Source organism: Bacillus cereus group sp. MYBK15-3 (assembly GCF_051916765.1).
Classification (GTDB): Bacteria; Bacillota; Bacilli; order Bacillales; family Bacillaceae_G; genus Bacillus_A; species Bacillus_A cereus.
Window position 1 is genome coordinate 356824 of the sequence record NZ_JBQAHG010000004.1, and the last position, 20279, is coordinate 377102.

Below are 20279 nucleotides of genomic sequence, written 5' to 3' on the forward strand. Positions count from 1 at the left end.
CAATATAAAAAGCCCCACCTTTTATTAGTAATTTCTCTTTGGCCTAACCTATAAATAGGATAGAAGAAATTAATTAAATAAAAAGTGGGGTAATAATTAAATATTTATTAAATTTTTCAATTCTCTTCTTTTGGTAATCTCACTTCAAAAATTGTTCTCACTACATTACTTTCTGCAGAAATCTTCCCATTATGTTTCTCAACAATATTTTTAGCAATAAACAATCCAAGACCCGTACTATTTTTCTGTACTGTTCTTGCTTTATCACCTGTATAAAACATATCAAAAAGATAAGGTAACTCTTCTTCTGGTATACTTTCTCCATAATTAATAATCTGTACAACAACGTCTCCATCTTCAATGTATCCATTCATATCAACAAACTTCCCATTATTTCCATATCGAACCGCATTTGTTAGAAGATTTTCAAATACTCGTGCTAACAAATTCCCGTCACCGTTGATAGTTAAATTTGGTGCAACATGTAATCTAGCCTCTAATTGATTTTTCTCTAATAATGGATATAATTCCAAATCTAATTGCACGAGCAATTCACTTATATTAATGTTTTTTTTATCTATTTGTTGTACACCATAGTTCATTCGTGTAATTTCAAATAACTCATCAATTAAACTTTCAAGTCGTTGTGATTTTGCGAATGCAATTGTAGAATAATATTTAATTTGTTCCGCAGTTAAGTTTTTCTCATTGAGAATTAAATCTAAATAACCTAGGACAGATGTTAATGGTGTTCTTAAATCATGAGCTAAGTTAACAACAAGTTGATCTTTACTACTTTCTGCAAAGTCTCCTCGTTCAACCGCCTCTTTTAATTTTTCACTTGCAATATTAATTGCGCGTGCAATATCGCTGAATTCATCATTTGATGAAATATAAACTTTATGTGTGAAATCTCCTTTAGAGAGATGATGAATGCCATTAGAAATTTCATCAAAATACTTTAAATAAGGTTTCGTTAAAAAGAAAAAGAATAAAATAGATAGCAAAGTGAAGGAAAGGAAAGAGAAATAAATACTTCCCCCAACCACTCTATTTGCTACATAGTCTTCATGACTAACCATCATTCTAAAAGAGAACCCTAATGTTTTATAAATTATATATGTTCCGAAAGCTGCTAACATCATACTTAGTGCAAACAAGGCAATCATTTTAAACCTAAAACTTTTTATTATTTTAGCCATTGAAAGTATAACCTACTCCCCATATCGTTTTTATTAACTTGTTCTTCCTTTTATCTTCTCCAAGTTTCTTTCGTAAAGTACGAATATGCACCGTAACTGTATTATTGTTATCATCATAATAATCATTTGTCCATATCTGCTGAAAAATATTTTCAAGGCTATATACTTTTTTCGGATGACTTGCCAATAAATATAAAATATCAAACTCTTTTGGTGTCAAATCAATTCGTTCTCCGTATACATGTACCGTTCTTTTCTCAAAATCAATAACAACGCCTCCAGCCTCTAAAACAGATGTTTCTTCTACTTTCGGTTGATTTAACGTAAGAAATCGGCGAAGTTGAGCATTCACACGTGCAACTAATTCAATTGGTGTAAAAGGTTTCGTCATATAATCATCTGCACCTAGTACAAGACCCGTCACTTTATCAAAATCAGATGTTTTCGCACTTAAGAAAATAATTGGCATATTTTGTTTGGTACGGATTTGACGCGTCACCTCATAACCATCCATTTTTGGCATCATGATGTCTAAAACCACTAAATCAATTGCCTGCGATTGAATAATTTCAATTGCGTCTTCTCCATCAGTTGCTTTTAAAACCTGGTATCCTTCTTTTTTTAAATGTATTTCAATTAATTCAGCAATCTTCAAGTCATCATCAGCTATTAGAATTGTAATCGGCTTCATTTTATCCTACCTCTTCTTTTTCTTCCTTATATTCAAATACAAAATTGATTACTCTATTAATTTCATCTGCAAAATTACTAATGTGTAATTCATTCTTTTTGAAAATAATTTGAATTCCTGTCATTCCCTTAAAAAGAAAAATTCTTTTAGTATTTTTTGAATGGCTATAAAATTCCACGTTTCTACATTGAAATCTTATCATTTTCAGAAGGAAAGTGCAGAATGTCTCTAATAAAGCATATTTTTAAATACCTTACTAGCATCATTCTAATATTTTCCCTCATTGAAAATGTAGCTCCATTATGAATAGAACCTATCGCATACAGCCAAGTTTGGAATAAAGTATCATTGACTAGATAACAAGCAAAACCAGCTCGTATTCCATTACATACATATCAAATATATATAATATCTAGATTGCTTTTTAGCCATACATCTAAAGTTCCTTTATCACTCCATAGTTTCTTCTATAATTTTGAAGGCATCCTACTTTGTTTTTTTATACGTACATACTTTTTCTACCCATGGAAAATAAATTGTTAATTTGTCTTTATCTTGTACCATTTTTTGTTTTTGAGTAAAATTGTTTCCATAATCAATATTTATCCATTCATTATCAAGCCAAGTGTATGTCCCTGCATTTTTATATTCATTTGCTATTTTTTGAGTATGCATCTCTATTAACCATATAATTTTCTTTTTTTTATTTTCTGGATTAACTTCGATTTTCTTATCAAACTGGTAAGAAACCGGACAAGTAGTGTCATTATCCGCTGATCTCCAATTCCCATTCAATTCTTTACCGCTACATCCAATTAGCAATAAACTAAAGCTAATTGGAACAATTAACTTTTTTATTTTTTTCATTATACATTTACCTTTCATTATCACTTTTTTATCTAATGCGTAGCTCAGTACAATTCCTTCTTTAACAGAAAGGTATTATATGAATTCCAACATGTATAAGATAGAGAAAATTAATTAAATAAAATGTAGGGCAAATATAAAATTTTCATTAAATTTTTAAACTCTCTGCATTTTGCAATCTTATTTTAAATATTGCTCTTATTTCATTACTTCCAGCAAGCCTTGTTCACTTATGCTATTTAAAGATACCTTTAAGCAAAATAAATGTGCTTAAAAATATCTTCCTATAAAAGATTAATTACTTTTAAGATTTAAATATTAAAACAGATTATTGGGAAATCAATATTAGTTTGTAGAGGTATAATTATGGTAGAAAATGTAAATAGATAATTTTATATGTAAAATATTCACACAAGAAATTTATCCAAGGTAGAAAAATAGTGAAATAACAGGAGTTAAGTTTATGAAACTATTAAAACTGAAGAAAAATACTTTTATAAAATAGTGAAAGAATATGAAGCACACAAAGTAACAACTAACCTATAACGAATTAGAATCGAAAATTTCTTAGAGTAGAAAAATCGGCTTTTTTTATGTCAAAATTTGCTTAGCGTATACTTTCGTTAAAATGCGGGTGGTATCCCATTTAGAAGAGAAAGTAAAGGACGTCGAAAAAAAGAAATATATCAATGGTGCGGAACCAATGGTAGCCCCTGATCGATTGGAGTGTCAATTCAATACATCCAGGTTTACGGATGTGACGTATCTCTTATTAGGAGAGCGTACCTTATATTTATCAACAATCATGGATGCCCTTAATCGCGAAATTATTAGTTATGTCATCAACGAATTACAAACACTGACATTAGCGACGAAGACATTGAAACAAGCAATGAGAGGGTGAAAAGTAAAAAATATCATCCTTCACTCATATCAAGGAAGTATTTATACTGCGAAGGAATTTCAAGCGTATGCCAAACAAAACGGCATCATCACCAGCATGTCCCGTAAAAGAAATTGCCATGATAATGCCGTCATGGAAAGCTTCTTTCGCCATTTAAAAAGTGAAGCTTTCGATTCACAAAAGATAACAAAAGTATCCAAACTGTGCGAAAGATTGCGCTAGAATACATTCATCACTAAAATTATGTGAAAATTCAATGAAAACCAAACCACCTATCCCCTAAAGAATTTAGGGAACAGATGGTTTAGGTGTTTTGATATGTGTCCCGTTGTCGGGGATCACTTTACCTCACGTCGTAAGGGGTTTTATTACTTCGCAAAACTTTCAGCCAACTGTTTCTCTCTCCACATAAATGTAATAGCGAGACCAACTATTAAAACAACGCCTGAAAATGCATATGGATAATGAATATTCATATCAAATAATATTCCGCCCATCGCTGGTCCTGCGATATTTCCTAAACTCGTATAAGTCGAGTTCATACCAGCGACGAATCCTTGCTCTTTTCCGGCTGCTTTTGATAAAAATGTCGTTAAAGCTGGACGAAGTAAATCAAATGCTAAGAAAATGAAGCAAGTAACGAGAAGTACAATCCAATAATTAAAGACTACAGTTGAGACGAATGCTAATACTGCACCTACAATTAAACATATTTGAATTAATACTTTCTCACCGAACATGTCTACCAATTTGCCAAACATAAATACTTGCACAACTACCCCAAAGATTGAACTAATTGTAATAATTGCTGCGATATCTTTCGGCGAGAAGCCAAATTTATGATCAGAGAACAAGCTAAACACTGTTTCATACGCTGATAATCCGAATGCGAGTACAAATACGATAATAAATGCAATTGCATACATTGGATGTAATGATTTCTTTAAATCACCAATAAAACTTGATTCCTTCGTATTAGAAGAAATCTCTGCAAGTTCTTCTTTCGTTAACGGTTCTTTTAAAATAAAGATCGAAATCACACATGCTATAAAGGCAATTACTGCTGCAACGAAAAACGGCACACGTATACCGTATTCTGCAATAAATCCGCCGATTCCAGGCCCTATAATGAATCCAGTACTAATAGCCGCAGATAAGTATCCCATCGCCTTTGGACGTTCCTGAATAGATGTAATATCCGCAACATACGCCGTAACACCAGGCATAATAAAAGCAGCACTAATTCCGCCTAACACCCTCGCTACATAAAGCATCCATACATCTTTTCCTAATCCAAAAAGAAGTTCTGAAACACCAAAAATAAATAATCCAATGATGATCATTTTCTTTCTACCGTAAAGATCAACCCACCGGCCTGTAATAGGTGAAGTAATGAGCTGTGCCATTGCAAACACTGCAACGAGATATCCCATCGTCTTCCCTGTTAAATGCATATCATTCATAAAGGACGGCATAACCGGAATGATTAATCCAATCCCTAGAAAAGCGATAAATATATTACTCAAAAGAATGACCAATACCATCTTTTGTTCTTTTATCGGTTTCTTCACTTTTTAACACCTCTTCCCGTAAGTTCCTCTCAAAAAATAATGCCCAAGAAGCTTTTTCTTTATCCTTCTATTTGTGGGCTGGTCATGAGTAGAGATGCCCCCTACTCGTTAGAATTTCACACTATCCTTCCACACATACATACGCATCAGGTGAATGACTATCATTCAGTTTTCCTCAAAAATGAACCTACCTTTTCAGACAGGTTCATCTCACTATTTCTTTATATGTAGTGCATGTGTTAAAAAATCTAGTACTTCTGCCTTTTGCAAATCTACTTGCTCATCATCTTTATGATCATATAAATACACTTGTTCCGCTGCTGATTCAACAAGAGCGATAAATAACTTCGCTGTTCGTTCTGCGTGAACCGAATCACGAATTTCACCAGCTTCTTTTGCCTCATTTAAAAATTCACTTAGCCACATATAAAGAGGCTCATACACAGCTTCCCACTCTTTTATATGTTCTGTAGATGCAAGACCAGCATACATTAAAGCTTGTATTTCACGATATTCAGCTATAAAGTGAAACACCGCATCGATTACTTGTGCCACTTTATTTGAAAAAGGTACATCTTTTTGTACTTTTTCTTTCACTGCAAGTATCATCTTTTCAACCATCACTTCTGCTATTGCAGGCATAACAGATAACTTAGAAGGAAAATATAAATAGAAAGTTCCTTGCGCAATGCCAGCTAATTTCACGATATCAGAAATCTTCGTTTTTTCGACGCCCTTTTCCTGAAACACTTCAATAGCTGCATAGACAATTTTCTCTTTTTTATTCATCATCTAAACCCTTTCACACGCATATTGAATGACTGTCACTCATTTTATAAGATAATTGATTGTACTGTCAATGATAGTGAACTCTAAGAGGAAATCATTTTTTATAATAAAATCTCCTAATGAACAATTAGGAGATAAAAATACAATATATCTTTAAGAAAGTGCCTTTAATCCTGTCACTCCACATACAATAAGAAACACACTAATGATACGCGCTTTACTTTTCGACTCACCAAACAAGAACATGTTTAACAAAACTGCACCTGCTGTTCCGATACCAATCCAAACCGCATACGCGACACTTACTTGTAAAAATAAGAAGGAAGTATACAAAAATGCGAAGGATGTAGCAAACCCACCTATATAAATCGCACCATTGGCTAATGTCTTATCTTTACTATACATTTTAAGTCCTATCACACCGACTATTTCACTAATTGCAGCACAAAATACGAAAAACCAACCCATTTTTAAGCAGCTCCTTCCACAGTTTCTTCTTTATTGTCAGCTAACTTTAAACCGATAACGCCGGCTACTACCATAAGAATGAAGAATAGTTTGCCTGCGCTGAAACTTCCACCGAAAAGAAATACATCCATTAAGAAAGTACCTACCGTACCAGCTCCAGCGAAAATAGCATATACAGTTCCTGTTGCAAGATGTTCACACGCTTTAGAAAGGAAGTGAAAATCAACAGCGATAACTCCTAAAATAATAATCCAATGCCACCAAGTATTAGCCGTATTAAAACCAAACACCCAAAAAATTTCAAAGATACATGTTAATATGACATATAACCAAGCTCTATTTTTCATACCTCTCACCTCTTATGACTGACTATCAGTCATTTTTATTTTAAAAAAATATACTCTTTCATCAATACTATATAAAAACAACTATCATCCTCATTTACCATTGTATTTGTTCCATTTCTAAGCTAACTGCATCCTGTCACACAAAAATGACTGAATGTCATTCATATATATATTGTACATGAACATTTTAAAAATTGTCAATGCCGAAAGTTTATTTAAAATTTCTTTCATCCTATTTGTATATTTTTTAATACTCTGTCAATAATGCTAGTAACATAATATTTTCTCCACTCCCCCTTGGAGAGATCCCTTGAATGGAGCAGTTAGCTTTTGCTAGCTGCTCTTTTTTATTTATCCATACACTATGATGAAATACTTATAGATCAAATCCATTTTTCATCACATAACAACCATCTATTTATTTTCCAATGAGTTTTTGTATGCACGAATTTTATTCTCAAGCATCTTCTCTGTAACTTCTAAGTTTTCTCTTTGAATCTGAATAGATTTCCTATGATCTTCTAGGAGCTGTAAACGAGCTTCTGTTGTATGCTCCCCTTCTGTATATAATCTAGCGTATTCTCTTATTTTCGCTATTGGCATTTGCGTTTGTTTTAATTTCATTACAAACTGCAACCACTTTATATGTGACTCTTCGTAAAGTCGATTTCCATTTGTATCACGATTTGCAATTAATATATTTTCCTTTTCATAATAACGTAGTGTATGTGTGCTCACGCCTAATAATTTTGCTACCTCGCTAATTGTGTACATACTAAAACTCCCTTCACATGCTTACCCTCATATATTTTATAACCGTATCAAATTTATAAAAAACGTTTGACTTAGAGTATACTCTAACAAATACAATCTAACCATAAATGAATTTGAATTTAGGGGGATTTTATATGAAATACACGGTTATTACTGGCGCAAGTTCCGGAATTGGTTATGAAGCAGCTTTAGCATTTGCATCTCGCGGAAAAAATTTAGTACTTGTAGCTCGAAGACAAGAAGAATTAAACGAATTAAAATTGAAAATTAACGAAATGCATCCAGAATTGGATGTTGTCATTCGAAAAACTGATTTATCTGTTACTGCAGATGTTTATAAACTTTATGAAAGCCTACAATCTTTTCAAATTGAAACATGGATTAACAACGCAGGTTTTGGTAATTTCGCCTCAATTGCTGAACAAAATTTAAATAAAATCGAAACGATGTTACATGTAAATATAGAAGCACTAACAATACTCTCTTCTCTTTTCGTTCGAGATTATTCAATAGTTGATGGAACACAGCTTATTAACGTTTCATCGGGCGGCGGATACACGATTGTTGCTGATGCTGTTACGTATTGCGCTACAAAATTTTATGTAAGTGCCTTTACAGAAGGGCTGTCTCACGAACTGAAAGAACAAGGCGCAAAACTGCAAGCAAAGGTTTTAGCACCTGGGGCAACTGAAACAGAATTTGCAAAGCGTTCATTTGATATTGATGAATTCCAATACGATAATGTTGTACCGAAATTCCACACTGCAAAACAAATGGCACAATTTATGCTCGATCTTTATGATAATGATAAAGTTGTAGGAATTGTTGACGGTTTAACGTATAACTATGAACTTAAAGATCCACTTTATAATTTTGCCGTAAGACAAAAGAATTCAAATTCTTAATAACCTATCCATTTCTTATGGAAATATATATTCCCACTATATATGTAAATAATAGTGGGAACTTTTTCCCTATAAATTTTTCATCCAACATACCGCACCATCGCCACTTCATCACAATAATCCACCTTTGGGCAATGTCTACAATCAATCCATACTTTCTCTGGCAACGTTTCTTTATTTACAAAATCAAATCCACACTTTTGAAAAAATACTGTTTCATATGTTAAGGAAATTACTCTTCTTACATTTATTTTCGTAGCTTCCTCCATTACATGATTTACGAGCATACGCCCTATCCCTTTCCCTGCATATGTATGCGAAACTACTAACGATCGTATTTCTGCAAGATCTTCCCCCAATACATGCAATCCAGCAACTCCAACAATTCTCTCGTCTTCTTTCATAACATATAAACATTGCAAATATTGATAAAGAGACAAAAGAGAACGTGGTAAAACAACTCCCTCTTTTGCATAAACCTCAATAAGACTATAAATTTCTTTCACATCACTCGTCACCGCATTACAGATTTTCATATTACATCCCCTTGCCCTCGATATTAATATTTATAACTTTAAATGAATTTTAATTCATAATTTTATATAATAATACAGCTCTCTTTTCTCCTCGTCAATCACTTTATACAAACAAAAAACCAAGCAATCTAATCGATGCTCGGTTCCTCATCTCGTATCGGCAATACTGTTGAATATTTAATTTCACGAAGTGCCAAACTCGTCTGTATACGTGTAATACCAAGCTTATTCAGCTTTCTAATAAACTGCTCTAGTTCTTTACGATCACGATTTGCAACCTTTAATAAATAATCGTACTCTCCTGTTAAACAGTGACATTCTAACACTTCCGGCATTGATTCTAATTCTTTCTCCAACACTTCCAACTTGTCAAATTGATGAATATTCGTACTCATAAAAATAAAGCATAATAAATCAAACCCAAGCTTTTCTTGATTTAAAATCGCAACTTGCTTATCGATGAAACCTTCCCCATCTAACCTTTTTATTCTTGCATGCATCGCAGCCGGTGATAAATTAACGCGACGTGCCAGCTCTGCATTACTTACTTGTGAATCCTTCTGCAATATATCTAAAATTTGTACATCCAAATCATCCAACACTTTAATAACAGACGACTCCATTACAATTCCTCCTTTTTTCTTACCGATGATTATTCGAAAAAACAACTTATAATTTATATAAAACTGAATATTTTTCTGTAAATATCATTTTAAAATAAATATTTTATCGAGTTTTCACCATTATACAAAAGAATATATTACATAATAAAGAAAAATGCTAAAATTATTTACAATTAGTATTGATTACAAAAAAGGGGATTTTATCATGCCTTATTTTTACGTCTTTTTACTATTACTAACGAGCTTATTATGGGGAGGAAATTTCGTCGTTGGAAAATCACTCGTCGATCATGCATCACCGATGACACTGACAAGTTTAAGGTGGCTGATTGCGATTGTTTGTTTATTACCAATGGTATGGTTTAAAGAAAAGAAAATCCTTCCACCACGTACCGCGATACTTCCGTTAATATTCATGGGAATTTCAGGAGTCGCTCTTTTTAACATCTTTCAATTTTTAGCATTAGAAAAAACATCCGCTACGAATGTAGGTCTTATCTCTACATTGAATGCAATTTCAATCGCATTATTTTCAGTATTATTTCTAAAAGAAAAAATAAATACACTTCAAATCCTATCCATGATTCTTTCATTCTTCGGGGTCATCCTCGTCCTATTAAAAGGTGATTTCTCGCTTTTATTTTCACTACATTTTAATAGCGGTGATTTATGGATGATTGCAGCAGTTTGTATTTGGGGAATCTATTCTGTTTGTAGTAAATGGGCAACAAAAACAACTACACCACTTATGGCAACGTTGTACTCTGGTATTTTCGGCGTTATTTTATTACTACCGTTCAACATAGGTAGCTTCACTATTTCAAATATAAATACTTCTTTCATCACATCACTTTTATATACTGGGCTTATTTCGACAGTTCTTTGTATGGTATTTTGGAATATTGGCGTACAAAAATTAGGCGCAACTACATCAGGTATTTTTCTAAACTTCAATCCAATTTTCACAGCCATTTTAGCATTCATATTCCTCGGAGAAGATTTAACGTGGATACAAATTTTAGGGACAGTTGTCGTTGTAACAGGATGTTATTTATTTTCTCATTTCAAAACTGTTGCCGTTCAGCCAACTAGACCTTTAATACGAAAACATTCTTAATGAAAAAACATCGTCATCTAGGTTGGCGATGTTTTTATTTACTCTTCATTTCTCTTATATACTGCTTTTCCTCTTCTGGCGATAAACGTTCCGTCGCCTTGCCAGTATCTCCACCTTGAAGGCTCCATAAAAAGTTATGCTCCTCAACAGTTTGAGAAAAATCTCCTTTTTCCCACCTATTTATAATAGAAAATAACTTCATTTTATATTGAAAACCTGTACTATTTTCAATATCTCTTTTTACATTAGAAATTTCCTTTTTTGTCATCTCTACAAATCCCCATTTTTCAGAGGATTTTACCTTTTGGTGCACCATTTTATGCATAGTAGAAATAATTTCACCTTCACTAATTTGCGGAGCTTCTTCTGCAGCTTTTTTCTCTTTTTCGTTTGCCGCTCGCTCGGTTTGAATATTTTTATTTTCTTTTTCCACATATGCAAGCAATTTCTTTCCGCCAACTATAGACGAGAAAATTACTATAATTGTAATGCATATACCTACGATCCATTTAAAAAGCATTATCTCTTCATCGCTTCCCTAACAATATGACTATCTACATATTGCTTAAACTTCACGATTTTTCCGTTCTCAAGTTGCCATACATGAACAAATTCTGCTTCAAATGATTTTCCTGTTTCTTTATAAACTCCAGAATACATACCTTCAGCAATAATTACATCTTTTCCGTTTACTTCATGATATGTATTTACACTTGCTTTATAATCATCCCATTCTGATCCTAAACGGCTAAATACATTTTCCATTATAGCTTCTACGCCTTTATATGTTCCGCCGTACGGAAAACCTTCTGCCTCTGTCCATTCCACTTTTTCAGAGAGGGCTTCTGCTAAATGCTTTGCATTCGAAGAAGCTGATCCTTCATACGTGCTTTTAATAATTTCTAAATTTGATTTAGGCATATTACTTCCTCCCGTTTATTTATTTTCACACAAGATGTAACCATAACAGTTACATCTTGTGTGAAAAAACATTTAAATTGTTTTACTCTTAATCTATTATCTGTAATCATTATAGTTACAATAATTCTTCAAGTCAACAATTTATAAATAAAATTTACTTCGTTTTCATTACTTTCTCTTTTAAGAAACGATCTACATATCCTTCTGCTTTTACTACGAATAAATACGCACCCATTGATAATAATGCAAGATCTAATTCATATCCTGGATTCTTTCCATCTCCTAATAAACCTGCTGCTCCATTTACCTTTACGATAGCTCCAGCTAAAATAAGAGCGAATAACAATCCTACATATCGTACACCTAAACCGATAATTAATAATATACCACCAACTAATTCTACAGTTGCTACGCCGTATGCAAGGCCACCTGGTAAACCGATGCTTGTAAACCACCCTGCTACATTATCGATACCTGATTGAAACTTTGCTAAACCGTGTGCAAAGAACGTAACTCCTAACACGATACGAATAATTAAATTCCCAATATATTGATTCATTTTGAACTCTCCTTTTTGTTTTGTTATGGTGAACTTTTATTTACAAGTCAAAACAATACGGTATTTTATTTCATTCGTCAAATACTTTTTTAAAGAAAACAAAAAACATTATCCGTTTTACGGATAATGTTTTCTTACAAAATAGCGCTAATTCAAGCTTTTATTCTATCGCATAGAAAAAGTTGAAACATTTTTCCAGCACCAATATAAGACAGTAAAGACACGTCCTCTTCTACAACCATTCCAACAACATTCACTTTCTCATCTACAGATAAATCATTTATGGCAACTTGCATCTCCCCTGCATATCTACCATACAATTCATTATCAATTGTAATACTCCCTTTCTTTCTTACAATTGTATGCATCGGCTTTATCACCACTCTATTTCCTTCCCTTGATTCTACAGATCGAATAACATCACGAGCCGGATCTAGTCTATTTGTATGCACTTGCTCTACCACTTTTAATACTTCTTTATCAGTTATAAATGATTTGTAACGCAATGGAATAATCCCTCTACTTGCACTAGCTACTTCTTGCATACTTTTTAAACTTGCGCTTATATCTCCAATCAATACTTTATCAACACCACAATCTTGAACAAGTTCTAAGTACGCTTCAAGTGGGCGCATATTGCGATGTTTTTCTAACGTTGGTAACCCTTCATATAACGGCCCTCGTTTTTCCGCATCTCCTGGAATAAATGCCATTGTCTTTATTCCGCACTTCTGTAAATATTGATTTTGTTTTTGTAAGAAAGACTTTGCTAGTCCTGTCTCTGGGCGCGGGTAAAAATTATGCCATGCTTCTACATTCTCTACTCTTATATGTTCTGCAAGTAATTCTTTCCAAAATGATTTTGTAATCGTACTCGCATTTAAAGCTACTTTCATCTTATGAGATACGCTTGCAATTTCTTTTGGCGCAATGCCGTAATCCATTCTTAAACCGGTAATGCCCCAGTTCAATAACTCTTCCACATTTTCATATGTTAGCCCTAAATGGTGTAACGATTTTGGAGAAACATCAACCATTAGCTCCATTTCACGTGCAAGAGCTTGTCTCCCTAATATTTGAATTAACTCTTTATACGTATTTGGATCATCTTCTGGAATGTGCAGTGATGTAAAAATAGATGTAAACCCATTTTCCTTCGCTACTTTTAACCACTCTTCTTGTTTCTCTACTCGTTCTTTTGAAAGATAAATGGAAACTCCGATCATATAAATCTCCCTTTCTATTAATAGAAAAAGAGAAAGGAATCCCTTTCTCTATATGTTTTCTGCCATTTCTTCTTTAAATCCGAAGAAGTACGTAAAGATAAATCCGAAAGCATATGCAATTACTAAACCTAAGAAATATAGTAAATATTTATTGTCAGCAATTAACGGAATTAAAGATAGCCCTGATACGCCAATTCCAAGTGAAGCCGTTTGCATAACTGCTTGGAATGCACCACCGACAGCCGCTCCTAAACAAGCAGTAATAAACGGTTTCCCAAGTGGTAATGTAACCCCGTATAATAGCGGCTCACCAATTCCTAAAAAGCCAACTGGCAATCCACCTTTAATTACATTTCGAAGTCGTTTGTTTTTTGTTTTCACATAAATCGCAATTGCTGCGCCCACTTGGCCAGCACCAGCCATTGCAAGTACTGGTAATAAAGGTGTTACGTGTGTTTGATTAATAAATTCCATATGAATTGGTGTTAAACCGTGATGCAATCCGACCATAACGAGAGGTAAAAATGTTCCCGCAAGTACTGCGCCAGCAAATGCTCCGCCAATATTTAAAATCGCATTAATTCCGCTCGTAATACCATCTGATAAGAAACCTGCTAATGGCTGAATGGCTAACATCGTTACGATACTTACAACTAATACAGTAATGAGTGGTGTCACAATAATATCAACTGCATTTGGCACTGCTTTTCGAACTTGTCTTTCCACTACAACCATAAGCCATGCTGCAAAAATAACTGCGAATAATCCGCCCCGTCCAGGCACTAATGCTTCACCAAACAATTTTACGTTTGCCATCGCCGGGTTGAAAATTAAAATACCAGCAATTGCCCCAAGAACCGGTGTCCCACCGAACTCTTTCGCTGTATTCCAACCAACTAAAATTCCTAAGAATGTAAAGATACCGCCGCCAATGAGTAGTAACATTTGTAACCACGTTGCATTTGGATCAGCACCAGCATTTTTCGCAAAGTTAGCAACCCCGTTTATAATTCCTGACGCAACAAGTCCTGGAATTAACGGAATGAAAATACTTCCTATTTTTCGTAAAAAGTTTTTCACCGGTGTATTATTTTTCTTCTTAATCTCTGATTTCATCTCTTGCCCAATATCTTCAAGGTGATGATCTGCTACCTCACCAATTCGTAGTCCTGTTAAGCCTTCCATTTCAGCTGCTACTTTATTTACTGTTCCTGGACCAACGACAACTTGAAGCGTCTCATCTTCTATAACACCCATAACACCTTCAACCTTTTTCAAAAGGTCCATGTTTACTTTACTTTCATCATGAAGCGTTAATCGTAGTCTCGTCATACAATGAGCAATACTACGAATATTTTTTATTCCTCCAAGTTGCTCCGAAATTTCCTTGGCCATTCTCTCTTCTTTCTTCATAATAGAATCCCCCTCCCTATTATTTTATAGTGCTTTCTTCACAAACCCTTTTGCGCATTTTAGTTTCTCCAGTGCTTCCCCATATTCGCACTGCAACAACACCATAACAATGGCAGCTTTTACGTTACGTTCTGCCTTTTCATAATACTCTGCCGCTACTTCATAACTAGCGCCTGTTGCTTCCACAATAATTCGTTTTGACCGTTCTACTAACTTTTCATTTGTGGATTGAACATCTACCATTAAGTTTTTATATACTTTTCCTACACCAATCATCGAAGCTGTTGAAATCATATTCAACACTAATTTTTGTGCTGTACCAGCTTTTAAACGTGTTGATCCTGTTAATATTTCTGCACCTGTCTCTACTTCCACATTTAACTTTGCATATTTACTTATTTCAGCATTTTTATTACAAGAAATACTCGCTGTACTCGTTCCTACGCTCTGTGCGTATTTCAAGCCGCCAATTACGTAAGGAGTTCTACCACTTGCAGCAATTCCAATCACTGTATCTTTCTCATTTAATCCAATACTTTTTAAATCTTCTTCTGCTAACTCTTCGCGATCTTCAGCACCTTCCACCGCTTTAGTAAACGCTTTCAATCCACCGGCTATAAATCCTTGCACCATTTTATCATCCGTGCCAAATGTCGGCGGACATTCCACTGCATCTAGAATACCTAAACGACCACTCGTACCAGCACCAATGTAAATTAAACGTCCCTCTTCTTCAAAAGATTTAATAACAGTCTGTACAACCTTTTCAATTTGTTCTATCTCTTTTTCAACTGCTAACGCAACAGTTCGATCTTCTTCATTCATACTTTGCAACACTTCTTTTATGCTCATCTCATCCAAATTCATTGTTTTCTCATTACGATGTTCTGTCGATAAATTTTCTAACATATTGCCACCCTCTTTGAAATTATATTTCACACTTTTATTATAACTTTAAGAAACTAAAAATCAATGACTCTTTCTTATTTTATGAAATAAAATTTCACAACATGACATATTTTTGTCAAAGATCATAAAGTGAAACTTTAATCAGTGGGGGTTTTGTTCATCCCCACTGATTATTAGCCCGCACCAATCGGGCATTAACGGGCAGTTGATCCCCACCTAACTTTCTTTGCTTCCGCTGAATTTTGAAGTGAGGGTCTTACTGCACGGCAAATAGCGGGATAAAAAAAGATGAGTCTCCTCATCTTTTCTTCTACTTTAACTTCCGTAACCGCAACGCTTCTTCTCGTGTCTCCATAAATTGATTCAATACTTTATTACCAATTCGATTGAAAGTAATCACATATAAAGCATCGATCATATTCAATTGCGTCATTCTCGAAGCAATACTCGCAATACGATGATCTTGTTCTACATCTGGCATACAAAGGCGAATATCCGCTTCTTTATATAACGGTGATGATTGATCTAGTTTCGTAATTCCAATAACAGTTGCACCTTGTCTCTTTGCATACTGCGCCATTTCAAGCACATCTTTCGTTCGACCAGATGTTGAAATCGCAACAAATATATCGCCTTCTTTTAAATTCGTCACAAGCGGCAGCATCATATGAAAATCAGATAGCATCATCGCTGTAAATCCGAGCCTTGTAAATTTATAAGCTCCGTCCATCGCCGGAGTAGCTGATCCGCCTACTCCATAAAAGATAATTTTATCGGCATTTACAATACGATCTGCAGCTTTTTCAAGTTCTTTTTTATCTATCGCCGTCACGCTCGCCTCAATTGCAGCTTTATTCACATAAGTAACTTTATTAAATAAATCGTACGGTCCATCTTCTGTATTCATCACTGAAAAATCGTTAATATTATAATCAGCAATCGTTAATTCACGAACGAGTGCTATCTTAAATGCTTTAAAGCTCCCAATCCCAATCGACTTACAAAAACGAACGACACTCGCCTCACTTGCGCCTGCATTCGTTGACACTTCTTTCGTCGTTAAGTTCGGAACAATCTCTGCATTCTCCATTATGTACATGGCAACCTTCTTCTCAGCTGGTGAAAATTGATCCATATTACTTTCAATTTTAAATAGTAATGTTGAAGCTTTCACTATTTAACCTCCACTTCTTACGGTTGCGTTCACTTATTTTCTCTTGCTTCAAGAAGGTAATAACCATCATCGCCAGGAGGATGAAACACATTTACAATGCGATTCCCTTTTTGATAAACAGTTCTTTCCCCTTCTGTCCACTTCTTTTCCCAACCGTTCATCCAAATCGCAACATCAGGTAAAAAAGCAGTATATTTCAGCTTCTGACCGTACTCACCATCTGCTTCTTCCGAAAAAATAGAAACCGGAAAATCTTTCACTTTTGATTCTTTCCATGCCGTAAATGGTATACATACTGCAATAAGTACGATTACACCGATAACCTTCTCCTTCGTAATCTTCACACTTCCCTCTCCTTGTCATATCACATACATAGATTTTACCATAATTACAAACCCTTCATGCTATATGATCATTGCTTTTGGGAATAAAAAAAGAGCTTACCTACATCAGATAAGCCCTTCCTCTCTATACAAAATATTTCTTCAAAAGTGGCGGTGTAATAATCGTCGTCAATATAACAACAATAACAATCGCTGTGAAATTTTCTTTCGCTAATAAATTCGCCGTAAGTCCATTTGCAGCGATGATAAGCGCTACTTCACCACGTGATACCATCCCCGCGCCAATACTAATAGAAGATTGGAGATTAAATCCTGTCAGTCTCGCTCCTAAACCTGATCCGATTAACTTTGTGAAAATTGCAATGAGAGTCATAATAATAATGAACCAAAGCTGGCTTCCAATGCCTTGAAATGTAATTTCCATTCCGATACTTACGAAGAATACTGGAACAAATATTGCATAAGCAATCGGTTCAATTTTATGTTCCACCTCATGCTTATACTCTGTTTGAGAAATAGCAATTCCTGCTGCAAATGCTCCAATAATGCCTGCAATTCCCATCATTTCACTGTAATAAGAAAAAGAGAAGCAAATAATAAGAGCCGCGCTAATTAACGCTTCTGTTACACGAAGCGGGACAAGCATTTTCATAATCCAAGGAACGACTTTCCAAGCAATAAAAACAATACTTACAAAGAAAATAATTTTCTTTACAATGACAAGTGTTATATTCACATCTTGTGTTCCTAAAAAACTCATTACAAATGCTAATAAAATAACGACAATGACATCATCAAATACGGCAGCACCTAAAATTGTTGTACTTTCTCTCGTATTCATTTTTCCTAGATCACGTAGCGTCTGCACCGTAATACTAACCGATGTCGCGCAAAGTAATAACCCTAAAAAAATGGCATGGGATTGTATTAATCCAAACAGCAATCCTGTTACATAACCACCGATGAAAGGAAAAATAATTCCACCAGCCGCTACTGCAAATGACGATTTCAAATTCCGATTTAACTCTTCTAAATCCGTTTCAAGTCCCGCCATAAACATAAGTAACAAAACACCAATCTCACTCAGTTCATCAATCAGTTCAGAACTATTAATAATACCGAGTACAGCCGGACCGATAATAATACCGACAATTAACTTACCAAGTACAGAAGGCTGACCAAGTCTCACACTAATGTCACCAGCTAATTTCGTACAAAGTAAAATGACGACAAGTTCAAAATAAAATAACATAGCATCTGCTCCTACTTTAACTTTAATCAGTGGGTCGTTAACCCTCGTCCATTTCTGCAAGTAGTTTCCCCTATTGATCCGCATTTTATTTGTCATATTTTTATTTGACAAAATATTCTGAATTATATTAAGATTAATCCAGCAATTTTAAAAAACTACATACCATAACTGCACCTCCACTTCCTTACTTACTCTTTTTTAATGGGCTCATGCTATAGTCGCAGTTATGGAAATGAAAAAACGGGGGGAGAGTCCAAAGTGAAGTCATTATTACGAAAAAAAGCGCTTAGTACTGAATCACCAAAGCAGCTAGATAGAACATTAACTGCACTCGATTTAACGTTTTTAGGAATCGGCGCCGTAATTGGGACAGGGATCTTTGTATTAACAGGTATTGTTGCAGCAAAACATTCTGGTCCTGGTATTATGCTATCATTCCTTATTGCTGCATTTACTTGTGCTTGTGTAGCCTTTTGTTACGCTGAATTTGCTTCTTCTATTCCTGTCTCAGGAAGTGTGTATACTTACGCATATATGACAGTCGGAGAAGTCGTCGCCTTCATCGTCGGATGGTGTTTAATGCTCGAATATTTACTTGCCGTTGCAGCAGTAGCTGTCGGTTGGTCTGGTTATTTACAATCATTACTACAAGGTTTCAATATACACCTGCCCGCCATAATCGCCTCGGCGCCTGGCGTAGGAAAAGGTGGCCTCATCGATTTACCCGCTGTTTGTATTTTACTAATCATTACCGGTCTTTTAAGCTTCGGTATACGCGAAAGCGCTCGCATTAATAATATTATGGTTCTTATCAAGCTAGCAGTTATTATCGCTTTTATCGTAGCAGGCGCAAAATATGTAAAACCTGAAAACTGGACACCGTTCATTCCATTCGGATACGACGGTATTATTACTGGGGCTGCCACTGTGTTCTTCGCCTTCTTAGGATTTGATGCAATCGCAACCGCTGCAGAAGAAACGAAAAAACCGCAGCGTGATTTACCAATTGGTATTATCGGTTCTCTTCTTATTTGTACTGTTTTATATATGATTGTATCTTTCGTTTTAACAGGTATGGTTCCTTATACGCAATTAGACGTTTCTGATCCAGTTGCATTTGCATTGCATTTCGTTGGTGAGGATACAATTGCAGGACTACTCGCTGTTGGAGCGATGACTGGAATGACAACCGTCCTCTTAGTCGTTATGTATGGACAAGTTCGCGTTTCGTATGCAATGAGCCGTGACGGTCTACTTCCAAAAGCGTTAGCACGTGTAAATAAAAGAGTAAAAATCCCTTTATTAAATACGTGGATTACTGGCGTTGTTGCTGCTTTATTAGCAGGCCTTTTAGACTTACATTTGCTAGCGAATTTAGTAAACATCGGCACATTAACAGCCTTTACATTTGTTTGCTGCGCAGTACTTATTTTACGAAAAACACACCCTGATTTAAAACGCGGATTCCGTACACCTTTCGTACCTGTATTACCAGTTGTTGCGATTCTTTGCTGCTTATATTTAATGATCAATTTGTCTAAAACAACATGGATTAGCTTTGCAGTTTGGCTTATAGTCGGCTTATGCTTCTATTTCTTCTACTCTAGAAAGCATAGTCATTTAGCTATTGAAAAAACAAATGATGAACAGAAAAAAGCATAACAAAATAGCTCGCCGATAAAACGGC

General features: G+C 34.8%; 23 protein-coding genes and 1 pseudogene. 4 read left to right on the forward strand and 20 right to left on the reverse strand.

Annotation, left to right across the window (positions count from 1 at the left end; genetic code table 11):
• Positions 1 to 116: 116 nt before the first annotated feature.
• From ACTFR8_RS19280 to ACTFR8_RS19295, 4 genes are all read right to left on the reverse strand, one after another.
• Positions 117 to 1202, reverse strand: a complete 1086-nt coding sequence (locus tag ACTFR8_RS19280) for a HAMP domain-containing sensor histidine kinase (RefSeq protein WP_061667624.1) — start codon at positions 1200 to 1202, stop codon at positions 117 to 119.
• The gene (locus ACTFR8_RS19285) at positions 1195 to 1893 is read right to left on the reverse strand and encodes a response regulator transcription factor (protein ID WP_252209819.1); all 699 of its coding nucleotides are present in this window, start codon (positions 1891 to 1893) and stop codon (positions 1195 to 1197) included. The genes ACTFR8_RS19280 and ACTFR8_RS19285 overlap by 8 nt, the downstream gene beginning before the upstream one ends.
• A gap of 1 nt (position 1894) precedes the next feature.
• Entirely contained in the window at positions 1895 to 2017 is a 123-nt protein-coding gene (locus ACTFR8_RS19290; RefSeq protein ID WP_255288293.1) for a hypothetical protein, read from the reverse strand.
• Between the two features lie 362 nt (positions 2018 to 2379).
• Positions 2380 to 2760 carry a hypothetical protein gene (locus tag ACTFR8_RS19295; RefSeq protein ID WP_252209818.1) on the reverse strand — a complete coding sequence of 127 codons (381 nt, stop codon included), beginning with the start codon at positions 2758 to 2760 and terminating at the stop codon, positions 2380 to 2382.
• A gap of 670 nt (positions 2761 to 3430) precedes the next feature.
• On the opposite strand from ACTFR8_RS19295, the pseudogene ACTFR8_RS19300 reads away from it, so the two are divergent.
• Positions 3431 to 3924: pseudogene (locus ACTFR8_RS19300) on the forward strand (DDE-type integrase/transposase/recombinase); the annotation flags it as partial.
• Between the two features lie 108 nt (positions 3925 to 4032).
• Here the strand turns inward: ACTFR8_RS19300 and ACTFR8_RS19305 are convergent.
• The 5 genes from ACTFR8_RS19305 to ACTFR8_RS19325 all read right to left on the reverse strand — a co-directional run bounded on the left by ACTFR8_RS19305 (position 4033) and on the right by ACTFR8_RS19325 (position 7613).
• Positions 4033 to 5235, reverse strand: a complete 1203-nt coding sequence (locus ACTFR8_RS19305; protein WP_000742955.1) for an MFS transporter — start codon at positions 5233 to 5235, stop codon at positions 4033 to 4035.
• A gap of 213 nt (positions 5236 to 5448) precedes the next feature.
• A complete protein-coding gene (locus tag ACTFR8_RS19310) occupies positions 5449 to 6027 on the reverse strand; it encodes a TetR family transcriptional regulator (protein ID WP_088361310.1) in 579 nt (192 codons plus the stop codon).
• A gap of 150 nt (positions 6028 to 6177) precedes the next feature.
• Positions 6178 to 6492, reverse strand: a complete 315-nt coding sequence (locus ACTFR8_RS19315) for a DMT family transporter (RefSeq protein ID WP_000539671.1) — start codon at positions 6490 to 6492, stop codon at positions 6178 to 6180.
• Between the two features lie 2 nt (positions 6493 to 6494).
• Positions 6495 to 6839: a DMT family transporter gene (locus tag ACTFR8_RS19320; protein ID WP_000796018.1), complete on the reverse strand. Its 345-nt coding sequence runs from the start codon at positions 6837 to 6839 to the stop codon at positions 6495 to 6497.
• A 414-nt stretch (positions 6840 to 7253) separates the two neighbouring features.
• Positions 7254 to 7613, reverse strand: a complete 360-nt coding sequence (locus ACTFR8_RS19325) for a MerR family transcriptional regulator (protein ID WP_065224695.1) — start codon at positions 7611 to 7613, stop codon at positions 7254 to 7256.
• A gap of 134 nt (positions 7614 to 7747) precedes the next feature.
• Between ACTFR8_RS19325 and ACTFR8_RS19330 the strand changes: the two genes are divergently transcribed.
• Complete coding sequence (locus ACTFR8_RS19330) at positions 7748 to 8518, forward strand: SDR family NAD(P)-dependent oxidoreductase (RefSeq protein ID WP_252209817.1); 771 nt, start codon at positions 7748 to 7750, stop codon at positions 8516 to 8518.
• An 80-nt stretch (positions 8519 to 8598) separates the two neighbouring features.
• Here ACTFR8_RS19330 and ACTFR8_RS19335 read toward each other — a convergent pair whose 3' ends face one another.
• Together ACTFR8_RS19335 and ACTFR8_RS19340 are read right to left on the reverse strand one after the other, a co-directional pair.
• Positions 8599 to 9054, reverse strand: coding sequence for an N-acetyltransferase (locus ACTFR8_RS19335; protein WP_000686667.1), 456 nt, complete (start codon positions 9052 to 9054; stop codon positions 8599 to 8601).
• Between the two features lie 128 nt (positions 9055 to 9182).
• Complete coding sequence (locus tag ACTFR8_RS19340; protein ID WP_000446088.1) at positions 9183 to 9677, reverse strand: Lrp/AsnC family transcriptional regulator; 495 nt, start codon at positions 9675 to 9677, stop codon at positions 9183 to 9185.
• A gap of 205 nt (positions 9678 to 9882) precedes the next feature.
• Here ACTFR8_RS19340 and ACTFR8_RS19345 point away from each other — a divergent pair, with 205 nt between their 5' ends.
• Positions 9883 to 10794 carry a DMT family transporter gene (locus ACTFR8_RS19345; protein WP_252209816.1) on the forward strand — a complete coding sequence of 304 codons (912 nt, stop codon included), beginning with the start codon at positions 9883 to 9885 and terminating at the stop codon, positions 10792 to 10794.
• A gap of 34 nt (positions 10795 to 10828) precedes the next feature.
• Here the strand turns inward: ACTFR8_RS19345 and ACTFR8_RS19350 are convergent, their stop codons facing one another.
• The 9 genes from ACTFR8_RS19350 to ACTFR8_RS19390 form a co-directional block, all read right to left on the reverse strand.
• The gene (locus ACTFR8_RS19350) at positions 10829 to 11314 is read right to left on the reverse strand and encodes a PRK06770 family protein (RefSeq protein ID WP_000897980.1); all 486 of its coding nucleotides are present in this window, start codon (positions 11312 to 11314) and stop codon (positions 10829 to 10831) included.
• Positions 11314 to 11715, reverse strand: a complete 402-nt coding sequence (locus ACTFR8_RS19355) for a nuclear transport factor 2 family protein (RefSeq protein WP_001126689.1) — start codon at positions 11713 to 11715, stop codon at positions 11314 to 11316. Before ACTFR8_RS19355 ends, ACTFR8_RS19350 begins: the two co-directional genes overlap by 1 nt.
• 154 nt (positions 11716 to 11869) lie before the next feature.
• Positions 11870 to 12274, reverse strand: a complete 405-nt coding sequence (locus ACTFR8_RS19360; RefSeq protein ID WP_001077751.1) for a DoxX family protein — start codon at positions 12272 to 12274, stop codon at positions 11870 to 11872.
• Positions 12275 to 12426: 152 nt separating this feature from the next.
• Positions 12427 to 13500: a DUF871 domain-containing protein gene (locus ACTFR8_RS19365; RefSeq protein WP_252209815.1), complete on the reverse strand. Its 1074-nt coding sequence runs from the start codon at positions 13498 to 13500 to the stop codon at positions 12427 to 12429.
• A gap of 48 nt (positions 13501 to 13548) precedes the next feature.
• Entirely contained in the window at positions 13549 to 14913 is a 1365-nt protein-coding gene (locus ACTFR8_RS19370; RefSeq protein ID WP_000711293.1) for a PTS transporter subunit EIIC, read from the reverse strand.
• Positions 14914 to 14937: 24 nt separating this feature from the next.
• Positions 14938 to 15822 (reverse strand): N-acetylmuramic acid 6-phosphate etherase, encoded by an 885-nt coding sequence (gene murQ, locus ACTFR8_RS19375; protein WP_252209814.1) that lies wholly within the window; start codon positions 15820 to 15822, stop codon positions 14938 to 14940.
• A gap of 310 nt (positions 15823 to 16132) precedes the next feature.
• Positions 16133 to 16996: a MurR/RpiR family transcriptional regulator gene (locus tag ACTFR8_RS19380; protein ID WP_000648164.1), complete on the reverse strand. Its 864-nt coding sequence runs from the start codon at positions 16994 to 16996 to the stop codon at positions 16133 to 16135.
• 29 nt (positions 16997 to 17025) lie between these two features.
• Positions 17026 to 17340, reverse strand: a complete 315-nt coding sequence (locus ACTFR8_RS19385; RefSeq protein WP_000704958.1) for a hypothetical protein — start codon at positions 17338 to 17340, stop codon at positions 17026 to 17028.
• 124 nt (positions 17341 to 17464) lie between these two features.
• Complete coding sequence (locus ACTFR8_RS19390; RefSeq protein WP_370940894.1) at positions 17465 to 18688, reverse strand: cation:proton antiporter; 1224 nt, start codon at positions 18686 to 18688, stop codon at positions 17465 to 17467.
• Between the two features lie 162 nt (positions 18689 to 18850).
• Between ACTFR8_RS19390 and ACTFR8_RS19395 the strand changes: the two genes are divergently transcribed.
• Positions 18851 to 20254 carry an amino acid permease gene (locus ACTFR8_RS19395; RefSeq protein ID WP_000838711.1) on the forward strand — a complete coding sequence of 468 codons (1404 nt, stop codon included), beginning with the start codon at positions 18851 to 18853 and terminating at the stop codon, positions 20252 to 20254.
• The last annotated feature ends 25 nt before the right edge of the window (positions 20255 to 20279 follow it).